The organism is Haladaptatus ordinarius, from assembly GCF_054177595.1.
In genome coordinates this window covers 1-11329 of record NZ_JBPEHH010000113.1, presented here as the reverse complement: position 1 = coordinate 11329, position 11329 = coordinate 1, and the positions used below count along the sequence as shown (strand labels likewise).

Here is an 11329-nt window from a genome sequence, read left to right as displayed (position 1 = left end):
GCCGCTGTTGGAGCGGCTGATCGAAGAGGCACAGAAAATCCACCAGCAACGACCGATACTGCAAGAGACGCTCGCTACCGCTACGCAACCGAGGTGTGAGTCTTAACTAAAGACGAATGCAGCGCCGTCATTATCTTTCGTACACTGTTCTGCTCCAGGCCCACAGGCCCACGTAATTACAAACTACTTGTATGCAAATTACGTAAGTTATGATGTGGCAACGCGAAAGACCATCTCCATCCGTGACGACCAAGAGGAGTGGATTCAGGACAACCACCTGAACCTCTCCTCGTTCGTCCAAGCGAAACTTGACGAACACATCGAAGAACGCACGTAGATGAACTATAACTACAGATATCGACTGAATCCATTCGCAGAACTCGAAGAGCGGTTGGAATGGACTGTCGATACCTGTAGACAGGTCTACAACCACTTTCTCCACCGACTCAATCGGAACGACGACACGTCGGCATACTCCGAGCAGAAACTTCTGCCGAGTCTCAAGAAGTGGTGGAACGACCTGAAAGACGTTCACTCGAAAGTTCTTCAAAAGGTCGTTCAGCGGTTGTACGATAACCTCTCAACGCTCCGTGGTCGCAAAGACAACGGCTACCGTGTTGGGACGTTGAAGTGGAAAGCACCGGACGAATACCGAAGTTTCACCTACAGTCAATCCGGCTTCAAGCTCAAGAACACGAGCGGCCAGACGAGACTCTGGCTCTCGAAACTCGGTGACATTCCTCTCACCTTCCACCGCAACCTCCCCGACGACGCGGACATCAAGACTGTCTCGATTAAGCGGGAACCCACTGGAAAGTGGTACGCTATCCTCAGTGTCGAGACACCCGATGAAGCTCCCGAGAAACCGGATACATCCGAGAAGTGTGTCGGTATCGACGTGGGGATTCTCAAGTACGCTCACGACACCGATGGGACAGCGGTTGAATCGCTGGACTTATCAGATGAACGCGACCGGCTGGAACGCGCACAGCGTACCCTCTCACGGAAGGAACACGGTTCCGCGAATTGGGAGAGACAGCGCCGTGTCGTGGCCGAATGCCACGCCGACCTGAAGAACAAGCGTCGTGACTTCCTCCACAAGCTCTCGAACTACTACGCCCGCAAATACGACTTTGTGGCGGTTGAAGCCCTCGACGCGAAGGGGTTGGTCGAACTACCGGGCAACTCGCGGAACCGAGCAGGCGCTGCGTGGGGAACGTTCCTGCGAATGCTCGAATACAAGTGTGAACGCGAAGGCACGCACTACGTTCCGGTCAATCCACGCGGGACGACGAAAGAGTGCGCGTCCTGCGGTGTTTCGACGGATAAACCGTTATGGATTCGTGAACACTCGTGTCCGTCGTGTGGGTTCGAAGCGGATAGAGACGCGAACGCGGCGTGGAACATTCTTTCTCGCGGTATCAAGCGGGTAGGAGCGGGACGCTCCGAATCAACGCCTGTGGAGACTGCGCTCCCTACGGACACCGTTGTGTCTGCAAAGCGCGTCGTTGAAACAGGAAGCCCCGTCCTCAGCGAGGCTGTTAAGCCGAGCAGGGCGAGGTCGTTCACATTCGAAGTGTGAACTGTCGTCGGTGAACCGCAGTCTGGAGTCGTAGATTCGGTAGTCGAAGAACGGTCGTGCGCTCGAAAGCCACTGCCAGTCGAACTGTAAACAGTTATCCCGCTCCAGTTACCTAGGGCTACGTAAGATGGCCAAGGACGTCAAACCCACTCGGAAGGAACTCATGCAGATCGAAGACCGCATCGATCTCTCCGAGCGGGGTCACGACACGCTGGAGAAGAAGCGTGACGGTCTCATCATGGAGTTCATGGACATCCTCGACCAGGCCCAGGACGTACGTTCCGGTCTCGAAGAGGATTACCAGCGCGCACAGCAGACCATCAACATGGCCCGCGCGATGGAGGGCGACGTAGCGGTTCGTGGGGCCGCCGCCGCGCTGCAAGAACATCCGGAGATTACGACCGAATCGAAGAACATCATGGGCGTCGTCGTTCCACAGATCGAATCCTCGAAGGTGAAGAAGTCGCTCGACGAGCGTGGTTACGGTGTGCTCGGCACGAGCGCCCGCATCGACGAGACCGCGGACGCCTACGAGGAACTCTTAGAGAGCATCATCCTCGCCGCCGAAGTCGAGACGGCGATGAAGAAGATGCTCACCGAAATCGAGACGACCAAGCGCCGTGTCAACGCACTCGAGTTCAAACTCCTGCCCGAACTGCGCGAAGCGCAAGACTACATCGAGCAGAAACTCGAAGAGCAAGAGCGAGAAGAGATCTTCCGGATGAAGAAGATCAAGGCGAAGAAAGAAGAAGAGGAGAAAGAAGAGGAGATGGCGCGCGAACCGGACGTCGCCGAAGGCGAAGTCGTCGTCACGAGCTAACTCCGCACTCGACAGCGTTTTTCTGTTCTGCGGTCGCAGAGGTTATGACCGAGTACGCGAGCGACGCGACCTACGAGCAACTGCTCGACCGGTTCGTCGCGTGGGCCGAGACGAAACCAGACCTGCGAGGAATCGTCGTCGTCGGGTCGCGCGCCCGAGACGACCGCCCGGCGGACGAGTGGTCGGACCTCGACCTGCTTGTCGTCACGACCGACCCGGACCGCTATCTCGATGGGACCGACTGGCTCTCCGCGCTCGGCACGCCGATTCTGACGTTTCTGGAGTCGACTGCGACCGGTGACGGCACCGAGCGGCGCGTCCTGTTCGCGGGGGGTCTCGACGTGGATTTCGTCCCGATTCCGATGGAGCGACTCGCCCGGATGGAATGCGACGGTCCCGACCCCGACGAAGCGTCGACGCTCGCTCGCGGGGTGCGGGTCGTCTACGACGCGGGCGGTATCGGCGAGATGGTCGCCGGCGCGACGCCGGAATCTCCACCCGAACCGGAACCGCCGTCGAGCGAGGAGTTTCGCGAACTGGTCGCCGACTTCTGGTACCACGCGGTCTGGACCGCGAAGAAGCTTCGCCGGGGCGAGCGGTTGACGGCGATGGGCTGTGTCGACGGCTACCTGAAACACGACTGTCTGCTCCCAATGCTCCAGTGGCACACTCGCGCTCGAACCGAGCGGGATACGTGGCACGGCGGGCGGTTTCTGGAGGAGTGGGCCGACGAGCGTGTCGTCAACGAACTCCAAGAGGCGTTCGCCCACTACGACGCAGACGACCTCTGGCGGGCGCTATTCGCCACCATGGAACTGTTTCGGTGGGTGGCGAGAGAGGCTGCGAAAGAATTGAAGTTCGAATATCCGAAGGAAGAAGACGCAGAAGTGACGGAACTGGTCGAAAATCTTTTCAAGAGACGAAGATAGTGCGAGAATGGTTGACACACGTTATCGCTCGTCCTCGTCAGTAAGCGATGGTAGAATAGAGCCAATACCCGAACTATGCCCGAACGTGTTCTGAGAAGACGTTGTCATCCGATTGCAGGTTCAGTTCGACTGCAATCTCGTCGTACCAGACTACAGGTCGCTTCGAACGCCCCTCCAGCTCGAAGCGGACGAGGCTGAGGTCTTCCAGTTCTTCCAGATTATCGTGAACTTGTCGCACGTCACGCTCGACCAGTCGCGCGGTTTCACGAATACTCGCTGGTTCTTCACGAGCAATCGCCCGGAGCAGCTCTAGATTCTTCGGACGCGTCACCCGGTGGAGATTCTCGACATCGTTGTACACCCGTTCGAAATACGGCTCGGGCGATTCGCCGCTATCGAGTGCGTTCAGTGTCTCCGTGACGCGGTCGAGATTGCTTTCATGAAACCGGATATGCATGATTCGTGGGTCGTCGGGGTTATCCCCAGTGTTCGCCATGGTTCTGAACCTCGTTTCTGAATTGCTCGAAGAGCGGGCGAAGACCGTCGAAATCGACATCGATCACGCCACCATCTTCGGTGTGTTTGTGATGGTGTGCGGCGTCCGGATGATCCGGAAAGTTGTCGTACCGAACGATGGTGGTGCCGTCGGTTGTCCCGTACTGCATCGAGTATTTCACCCCTTCGGGGTAACGGTCTGACTGTGTGACGGTGTACGCGTCAACGTCGACGTGCGTGTCGTTTTCGGGGAAGTACTCCCGAATATCCAGCACTTTCGTCGCACCGCCCTCCGTCATCGACTGTTGTTAGTCACCACAACATAATAAAGATGTTGTCCGCAGCCACAACAGAAAGGCAATATTCTCAGCGTTGGGGTAAGGGTAGACCGGTACAGAGAGAGGGGTGGGACGCGTTGTTCCGAGATTTATCGTCTCTTGGGTCGGACTCTGTGTGTTCTTCCTCTTCCCCTTTGGCCGTAGAACTAGCACGACGAGCGAAAACCAAGAAAAACGCTAAAATCGACTACCCTTCGACGTACGTGAACCACTCTTCGTGGTCGTCGATGCGCCGGTTCACGAGGTCGAAAAAGCGCGACTGAATCTCCTCGGTCACGGGGCCGCGACCGCCGTTGCCGATTTCGACGTTGTCCACCTGCCGGATGGGGGTGACTTCCGCCGCGGAGCCGGTGAAGAACAGTTCGTCGGCGGTGTTGAGTTCGCCGCGACTGATGGAGACGTTGTCGTGGACTTCGTAGCCCATCTCTTCGGCCATCGTGATGACGCTGTTGCGGGTGATGCCGTCTAAGATGCTCTCGGAGAGGCCGGGCGTGAAGATCTCGCCGTCACGCACCATGAAGAGGTTCTCGCCGGGGCCTTCCGCGACGTTGCCTTCCTTGTTCAGGACGAGGGCCTCCATGTACCCGTTGCGGCGGGCTTCCTCGCCGGCGAGCAGGCTGTTGACGTACAGGCCGGTCGTCTTGGCGTTGGTCGGAATCTGGCTGGACGAGTGTTTGCGCCACGAGGAGACCATCACCTTCACGCCGTTTTCGAGCGCCTCGTCGCCGAGGTACGCGCCCCACGGCCACGCGGCGATCGCAACGTCGGTCGGGCAGTCGCCGGGACTGACGCCGAGGCTGTGATAGCCGTAGTAGGCGATGGGTCGAACGTAACAGGAGTGGAGGTCCTGTCGGTCGATGAGTTCGAGGGTGGCCTCCGTGAGTTCCTCCGGTTCGTGTTCGATCTCCATGTCGTAGGGTTTACAGGAGTCGTAGAAGCGCTGGAGGTGCTCTTCCCAGCGGAAGATGGCAGGGCCGTTTTCGGTGTCGTAACAGCGTACGCCTTCGAACACGCCGGTTCCATAGTGCAGGCCGTGGGTGAGAACGTGGATCTTCGCGTCGTCCCAGTCGACGAAATCGCCGTTCATCCAGATCGTGTCCACGTCCATCTCATCAAAGCTCATACAACCGCTTCATCGAAGCCCAAGGTAATGAGTTTTGGCGATTGCCTCCGTGACCGTTCCGACGATTACTCGGGGGTGAGTAATCGGTCGAAGGCCGACTTGCCGTGACCGGCGTACTCGATATCGAAGAGATACACCTCGTGCGTACAGGTACCTGACCAGTCGGTTTCTCGCATCGCCGTCACGAGCGTTTCGAAATCTAGCTTGCCGAGGCCGACCGGGAGATGTTCGTCGTCGTCAGTCCGACGAGTGTCGTTGAGATGGAGATGAGAGATTTGAGCACCGTGGTTCCGAAGCAGCGACGCCTGCGAAGCCGCATCGTGGCCGGTCACGTAGGCGTGCCCTGTATCCAGACAGGAGACAGCATCCGTCTCCGAAAAGAGGTCAGGGAAGTCCCCGCAATCGAAGAAGTCCTCTTTCAGATTCTCGACGCAGACCTCGAAATCTCGCTCACTGGCGTACGTCGTGAGACGACGTACCGATTCGTACAGAGACTCTCGGAGTGTCTCGTGACCCCACACGTGTGGGAAGGCTCGTGACACTGCATGGAAGATACCCTTCTCCGCACCCAGTTCCACCGCGGTATCGATTGCGTGTTCGAGTTGTCGACACGCACCATCACGAACGTGGTCGTGCGGAGAGCCAGGGTCGAGACGATACGGGAGGTGGACGACGACGTCGAGGTCGTGGCGCGTCAGTGTTCGGCGAAGGGACGGAACGTCGATTCCTTGTGGTGGAAACGCCTGTTCCATGTCGAGTTCGACGAAGTCGAAGCCGTGCTCGGCAGCGAACGAAAATGCCTCCTCGTCGGGAACCGTGCCACTGACCATCAACCCCTGGCGAATCGTCATGTGGTGACGATTCGAGAGCAGATACATAAATTGTCAGCTTGTATTACACTCTCGGGGAGACCGACGGTGTTCACAACTGACTGCTGGCTCTCTTCAAGCGAGAAAAGCGATGCGAATCAACCGAGTCGTTCGATGACCTGTGCACCTTCGAGATACGGGAATCCGTACCGCTCCGCGTACGCCCGTGCGTCTGCGGGCGAGAGCGCGCCGCCCGTCTCGTCGTCCAGCATCTCGCAGACGACGACGGCGGGTGCGTTGTCGGCGGCCTCCGCCAACGCGACGCCGAGTTCGGTGTGGCCCTGTCGTTCGTCGAGGAGGTCGGGGGCCGCGCGCAGGAGGTGAACGTGACCGGGGGCGCGGAACTCGTCGGCGAATTCGATTTCGTCCGGCGACTCGGCAGCACCAGCCAGTTCGGTTATCGTCAGCGCACGGTCGTCGTCCGTGATGCCGGTGTAGGTGTCGCGGTGGTTGACCGTGAGGGAAAACGACGACCGGGAGTCGTAGCCGAGTTCGTGGCCTTCGCTCGCTGGGTGGTCGATTAACTCGTCCATGTACCCCAGGTCGAACGCCTCCGCCACGTTCGCCGGGAGGGCAACACAGACCAGTCCGCCGGCGTCGTTTCGAAGACGCGAGACTGCGTCGGGTGTGACCGCTTCTGCGGGGTAGATGAGGTCGGTTTCGCCCTCGCGGTCGGCCGCGTCGTGGACGAGCAGTGGCGACCCCTCGCCGAACGCTTCGACCGCTTTTTGGACCGTGGTCGCTGCGGTCTGGCTCATGGTGCCTCCTCGACGTGGACGGTAACGTGGTCGGCGTCGTCCAGTCCGAGTTCGTCGCGGAGTTTGATGGGGGCGATGAGTTCCAACTGGTCTTCGTCGTGGTGGGTTCGCTCGGGCGCGATGACGTGTGCTTGCTCGTAGGAATCGCCGTCGGTCGTCTCGACGGCGGCGGGGTAGCAGACCGCGGGGCCGTAGGTTCGCTCGCCGTCCTCCCAGCCGTCGATGGGGACGGGTTCGAGCGCGTCCATCGCGGAGCGCGCGCGCACGCTTTCTGCGCTCAGTTCGACGTTCAGCGTTCCGGGGAACGGTTCGTAGCCCAGTCGGTCGACGAACTGCTCCATGTAGCCGGGAAGGGAGATGTAGTGGCGGCCCTCGCCCATCCCGCCCGTGACGGTACCCGAGAGGTCGACGCCGGAGAGGTTCTCGAAGATGCGCCGGTAATCTTCGTACTCGCGTTTCAGTTCCCACTCGCCGTCGTCGGTGATGGCGACCCACTGGCCGTTGCTGACTATCTCGCGGGTGACGAGGCCCGCGTCGTCCAGTTGTTGGAGGCGGCGCGACGCCGTCTGATTGGAGGCGTCGAGGCGGTCTGCGAGGTCGGCACACGACACCTTGACCTCGCTTTCGAGCGCCCCGTCGAGGGCGAGCAGCTTCAACGCGGCGAGTTCGTCGTACCCGACCACGAGCGATGTCGCTGGCATACTCGATATTGAGCGCTTCTCTCCTTTAAGCATACCGGCATCGAGATGCATAACAGAATCGTGATGGAGTGTGAGTCGGTGACAGGATGAATGATACCGAACCACAGTATCTAAGCGTGTTGGTTCTCTATTGTGGTTCTTCTTCATCACCCGTGTTTTGGCGGTTTCCCGGTTATTTCGGGATGTTCTTCACAACGTCTCGTAGTTCGTCTTCGTCAATCCACGGATAGCACCGGTCGTGCAATTCGAAAAGTCGAAACTCGTTGAGATGAACCCAGCTGTAGTTCGCGGTTTCCGTCTCGTCATCGATACGTGTTCGAATCGTGTCTTCGAGTTCTTCGCTGTCTACTTCGATTCCGTTTTTCCGAGCCGAGTCAGCGAGAGATGTGAGTTCAATCTTTATCTCTTCGTCAGATAACTCGTCATTTTCATAGATGGCGATACCAGCGACGATGACATCCCGTTCGTCGTCCATCTTCTCACCAGTCATCCAGGAATAATCTCGCGGGAGAGCGTGGGACTTCTCGAAGTACGGTGTTTCGCTTATCTTCCCGAGCTCCGTTACTTCGCCGCCGGCGTCCTGTTCGTAGACACCGACGATGGCATCTACGTAGGCTGCAAGGAGGTGGAATCGAATATGGAACTCCGGAAGTCGGTCGATACCGATTTCCCGCACATCCCCCATGACGAACGCATAGGCGCCAATTCGCTTGTTCAATTCGTTTTCGGTGATTCGAAGCCGCCGAATGTACGGAGGGCGGTAATTTCCGAGGACGAAGTACGATGTTTCCGGCGTCTGGAGGTGTGGTAGCTCGCTGTTTGCGAATTCGTAGATCTTCGCGGTTTCGTGCGGTTCCAGTTCGAGGCCGTGGAGTGCCTCATTTACAGCGGCTTTGATTTCGTCTGCATTCGGTGGTATCGACGCCCTATCCATCGTTCTATTTATTAGCTCAATCGGGTTTATATCTTCTCAATCAGTATGGGTTAATAGCAAAAAACCAGACTGGTTCAACCGAAGTATTATCTGCCATCGGTTCAAAGTAACCACTGATGAGCGACAGTTCGTCGGCCACCAAGTCTGGCCCGTTCGAGGAACAACGCAGAATCTTCGAGTTACTTTCGCAAGAGACGCGCCATCTCATTTTACAAACCATCCTCGGACATCCTGCGCATCTTGCTTCGCTCGACGAACTAGAGTACATGATTCCGAAGAGCAAGGCCGCCATCAGCGACCAGGTCGACAATCTCGTTGAAGCAGGTATCCTCGACCTGTATCCCTACGAACCAAGTGAAGACAAACGAGACCTCCCGTCGAAGTTCTACGGCCCGACCGAGCGAGGAATAGAGATCCTCTACGAGTACAATTATCTTCGCGGTGTCCCAGTCGCTCGGTCACTTCACAAGAACACGCGTAAATCAGAGAAGATAAAACGGCACGAGAACGCCCCCCGACCCACACTCCCCGAATCGGTTCGAGACGCGCTCGTGATCGACGAAAACGCCGAGAACGAACCGGATACCTGCGGACGGTAGATGGGTCTCACTCACCCAGTGGCGTCCAACTCGTGGGATCGCGCTCCCAGAACTCGCTATCCTTTTTGAGTTTCGGCACCCACGTATCCTCGGTCTTCGAGAGCAGGGCGACTCGCGAGGCGGGCACCTCTTTCAGCACGTCGTGGTCGGGCATATGCTCCTGGACTTGCTCGGTGAACTCGACGACCGCCTCGTGGTCCAACATCGCCGAGCGGTCGAGGCGCCCCCGCGAGTGGCCGACGTGCATGTATGCCTTGAGTTCCACGAAGTCAGGGTCGGCGCGCTCGTAGAAGGCGGCGTACCAGTCGGGGTTGGCGACGTTCTCGCCGCCGACGAGCGTAGTCCGGAGGACGGTTCGCGTCTCGTCTTTCTCGGCCAGTACGTCCATCGTGTCGATGAGTTTCTCCCACGCGTCGTCGTCCACCGCCCGCACCACGCGGTCGAACGTGGCGCGGTCGGCGGCGTCCACGCTGACGTAGAGTTGCGTCGGGTCACAGTCGGCCAGCATCTCCGGGTTGGTTCCGTTGCTCACCAGGAACGTGGTGATGTTCCGGTCGTGGAACGCCTCGATGAGTTCCGGCAGATAGGGATACAGCGTCGGTTCGCCGTCCAGCGAGATGGCGACGTGGCGCGGCTCCATCGACTCCTCGAAGATTTCTCGGGGGACGTCGTCGTTCCCGCCGAATCCCGACAGCAGTTTGCGCTGGAGCTCGATGCTCGCGTCCACGACTGCCTCGGGGTCGTCCCACTCCACGTCTCCCAGTTCGTACGAGTGACCGCGGTGGTCGCGCCAGCAGAAGACACACCGTTCGTTGCACTTGACGACCGGCGTCATCTGGATGCAGCGATGTGATTGAATTCCATAATATATATTTTTATAACACTTTCCTTCACCCCGAAGCGCGTTGGCCGTCCAGCCGCACGTCTGGGCGGCCGTGTGGTTCTCGTGGTGGTAGTTCGGGGAGTCTACCTGTTTCGGTCCGTCCGAGTCGCTCATTGGAGGGAGAATGGCGTTCGAGGGTAAAACGTTCTTTCCTCTTTGGCCATCCGACTCACGCCGCTTCAATAGATGGACAGAGAACCAATGGTTCGAGACGATTCGCTATGGGCCGTAGGCCGTCCCACAGACGGGACAGTGCGTCCAATGATCCTCAAGCGGTTCATCGCACTCGGCACACGATTCGGGCGTCAGTGGTTTCGAGAGTCGTTCGTCCGTCGCTCCGATTTTGTGTTCCGTATTTCGCCAGAGTTTCTCCGTAACGGAATGGTTGTAGAAGAGATTCATCCCATTCCCTTCTCGTCGATGGCCGAGCAAGAACTTGATTTTCTCGTCGTTCAACCCATAGTCGTGCTTCATCGTCGTCGTCCGGTAATGCCGAAAGTTGTGGGGGTTCACTGGTTTCTCGACGTTTGCACGCTTTGCTGTCACCTCGAGCATTCGGCGTATCGCGCTCTGACACAGTGGTTGGTCTAAGTCTGTGTAGTGATGATCGGGATCACCGATGAACACATACGCGTCAGGGTCGTCTGCGAGCGGGTGCATATCTAGCCACTCGGCGAGATACGGTTTCGCACCGAGGAGTGGTCGTCGCCGATCTCGGTATGCCGCCCCTTTCAACCCATCGCGCTCTGTGTTCAGCGAGATCAACCCATTCTCGAGATCCACGTCCTTGATTCGGAGTCCCTGAATCGCGCTGATTCGCTGTCCGGTGTTCAAGAAGAGTTCGAGGAGCGTACGGTTCCGTTGTCCGCCTATATGCGCTCTGAGTGCTTGGATGTCCTCTCGTGAGAAGAGGTCGTCCTCGTCGTGTTTTGGCTCGCTTCGTTTCCCATACACGTTGATGTCGTCCGGGTGTGCGATCCCGAAATACCAGAAGAACGTCTGACCAGCAGATTGCGTTACCATGACGGTGGTCTTTGCGAGCCCGCTATCCCGCACGTTCGGATTCTCACCAGTTTGGATGGCGTCCATCTCGGCGTTGAACGTCGCTGGATCCATTTCGAGGAGATTCGGGGTAACGCGCTCTGCAACCTTTCGCATCTCCCGCAGATATGATTGCACTGTCGGTAGTTCCCATCGTTCCTGATTACTGACTCGGCTTCTGGGGCGAGACGAGAGTAGCTGGCGCGGATGAGCGAATGATTCAACCAAAGACGGCGGTCTCACTCCAGTGAGAGCGC

At 58.2% G+C, this 11329-nt stretch carries 14 protein-coding genes; 5 read left to right on the top strand and 9 right to left on the bottom strand.

Annotated elements, in window-relative coordinates; translation table 11 throughout:
• Positions 1–214: 214 nt before the first annotated feature.
• The 4 genes from ACR3FF_RS23085 (at position 215) to ACR3FF_RS23070 (ending at position 3331) form a co-directional block, all read left to right on the top strand.
• A complete protein-coding gene (locus tag ACR3FF_RS23085) occupies positions 215–337 on the top strand; it encodes a hypothetical protein (RefSeq protein ID WP_458190487.1) in 123 nt (40 codons plus the stop codon).
• Complete coding sequence (locus tag ACR3FF_RS23080; RefSeq protein ID WP_458190486.1) at positions 338–1582, top strand: RNA-guided endonuclease InsQ/TnpB family protein; 1245 nt, start codon at positions 338–340, stop codon at positions 1580–1582.
• A gap of 127 nt (positions 1583–1709) precedes the next feature.
• Positions 1710–2402 carry a V-type ATP synthase subunit D gene (locus ACR3FF_RS23075; protein ID WP_458190485.1) on the top strand — a complete coding sequence of 231 codons (693 nt, stop codon included), beginning with the start codon at positions 1710–1712 and terminating at the stop codon, positions 2400–2402.
• Positions 2403–2446: 44 nt separating this feature from the next.
• The gene (locus tag ACR3FF_RS23070) at positions 2447–3331 is read left to right on the top strand and encodes an aminoglycoside 6-adenylyltransferase (protein ID WP_458190484.1); all 885 of its coding nucleotides are present in this window, start codon (positions 2447–2449) and stop codon (positions 3329–3331) included.
• Positions 3332–3404: 73 nt separating this feature from the next.
• Here ACR3FF_RS23070 and ACR3FF_RS23065 read toward each other — a convergent pair whose 3' ends face one another.
• The 7 genes from ACR3FF_RS23065 to ACR3FF_RS23035 all read right to left on the bottom strand — a co-directional run bounded on the left by ACR3FF_RS23065 (position 3405) and on the right by ACR3FF_RS23035 (position 8549).
• The gene (locus ACR3FF_RS23065; protein ID WP_458190483.1) at positions 3405–3827 is read right to left on the bottom strand and encodes an HVO_A0114 family putative DNA-binding protein; all 423 of its coding nucleotides are present in this window, start codon (positions 3825–3827) and stop codon (positions 3405–3407) included.
• Positions 3808–4125, bottom strand: a complete 318-nt coding sequence (locus ACR3FF_RS23060) for a toxin-antitoxin system TumE family protein (RefSeq protein ID WP_458190482.1) — start codon at positions 4123–4125, stop codon at positions 3808–3810. The genes ACR3FF_RS23065 and ACR3FF_RS23060 overlap by 20 nt, the downstream gene beginning before the upstream one ends.
• 226 nt (positions 4126–4351) lie before the next feature.
• Positions 4352–5287, bottom strand: coding sequence for a branched-chain amino acid transaminase (locus tag ACR3FF_RS23055; RefSeq protein WP_458190481.1), 936 nt, complete (start codon positions 5285–5287; stop codon positions 4352–4354).
• 65 nt (positions 5288–5352) lie between these two features.
• Complete coding sequence (locus tag ACR3FF_RS23050; RefSeq protein ID WP_458190480.1) at positions 5353–6138, bottom strand: sugar phosphate isomerase/epimerase family protein; 786 nt, start codon at positions 6136–6138, stop codon at positions 5353–5355.
• Positions 6139–6254: 116 nt separating this feature from the next.
• Positions 6255–6914: a 3,4-dihydroxy-2-butanone-4-phosphate synthase gene (ribB, locus tag ACR3FF_RS23045; RefSeq protein WP_458190479.1), complete on the bottom strand. Its 660-nt coding sequence runs from the start codon at positions 6912–6914 to the stop codon at positions 6255–6257.
• A complete protein-coding gene (locus ACR3FF_RS23040) occupies positions 6911–7615 on the bottom strand; it encodes a DUF120 domain-containing protein (RefSeq protein ID WP_458190478.1) in 705 nt (234 codons plus the stop codon). Before ACR3FF_RS23040 ends, ribB begins: the two co-directional genes overlap by 4 nt.
• 172 nt (positions 7616–7787) lie before the next feature.
• Positions 7788–8549, bottom strand: coding sequence for a DUF8170 family protein (locus ACR3FF_RS23035; protein WP_458190477.1), 762 nt, complete (start codon positions 8547–8549; stop codon positions 7788–7790).
• A gap of 116 nt (positions 8550–8665) precedes the next feature.
• Here ACR3FF_RS23035 and ACR3FF_RS23030 point away from each other — a divergent pair, with 116 nt between their 5' ends.
• Positions 8666–9148: an ArsR family transcriptional regulator gene (locus tag ACR3FF_RS23030; protein ID WP_458190476.1), complete on the top strand. Its 483-nt coding sequence runs from the start codon at positions 8666–8668 to the stop codon at positions 9146–9148.
• Positions 9149–9155: 7 nt separating this feature from the next.
• Here the strand turns inward: ACR3FF_RS23030 and twy1 are convergent, their stop codons facing one another.
• Together twy1 and ACR3FF_RS23020 are read right to left on the bottom strand one after the other, a co-directional pair.
• On the bottom strand, positions 9156–10145 hold the full coding sequence (gene twy1, locus ACR3FF_RS23025) for a 4-demethylwyosine synthase TYW1 (RefSeq protein ID WP_458190475.1): 990 nt from the start codon (positions 10143–10145) through the stop codon (positions 9156–9158).
• Between the two features lie 105 nt (positions 10146–10250).
• Positions 10251–11210 (bottom strand): tyrosine-type recombinase/integrase, encoded by a 960-nt coding sequence (locus ACR3FF_RS23020; RefSeq protein WP_458190474.1) that lies wholly within the window; start codon positions 11208–11210, stop codon positions 10251–10253.
• Positions 11211–11329: the final 119 nt, after the last annotated feature.

Coding starts and splice junctions, on each gene's coding strand:
- ACR3FF_RS23080 (WP_458190486.1), top strand. CDS start 338: ATGAACTATAACTACAGATATCGACTGAATCCATTCGCAGAACTCGAA.
- ACR3FF_RS23075 (WP_458190485.1), top strand. CDS start 1,710: ATGGCCAAGGACGTCAAACCCACTCGGAAGGAACTCATGCAGATCGAA.
- ACR3FF_RS23070 (WP_458190484.1), top strand. CDS start 2,447: ATGACCGAGTACGCGAGCGACGCGACCTACGAGCAACTGCTCGACCGG.
- ACR3FF_RS23065 (WP_458190483.1), bottom strand. CDS start 3,827: ATGGCGAACACTGGGGATAACCCCGACGACCCACGAATCATGCATATC.
- ACR3FF_RS23060 (WP_458190482.1), bottom strand. CDS start 4,125: ATGACGGAGGGCGGTGCGACGAAAGTGCTGGATATTCGGGAGTACTTC.
- ACR3FF_RS23055 (WP_458190481.1), bottom strand. CDS start 5,287: ATGAGCTTTGATGAGATGGACGTGGACACGATCTGGATGAACGGCGAT.
- ACR3FF_RS23050 (WP_458190480.1), bottom strand. CDS start 6,138: ATGACGATTCGCCAGGGGTTGATGGTCAGTGGCACGGTTCCCGACGAG.
- ribB (WP_458190479.1), bottom strand. CDS start 6,914: ATGAGCCAGACCGCAGCGACCACGGTCCAAAAAGCGGTCGAAGCGTTC.
- ACR3FF_RS23040 (WP_458190478.1), bottom strand. CDS start 7,615: ATGCCAGCGACATCGCTCGTGGTCGGGTACGACGAACTCGCCGCGTTG.
- ACR3FF_RS23035 (WP_458190477.1), bottom strand. CDS start 8,549: ATGGATAGGGCGTCGATACCACCGAATGCAGACGAAATCAAAGCCGCT.
- ACR3FF_RS23030 (WP_458190476.1), top strand. CDS start 8,666: ATGAGCGACAGTTCGTCGGCCACCAAGTCTGGCCCGTTCGAGGAACAA.
- twy1 (WP_458190475.1), bottom strand. CDS start 10,145: ATGAGCGACTCGGACGGACCGAAACAGGTAGACTCCCCGAACTACCAC.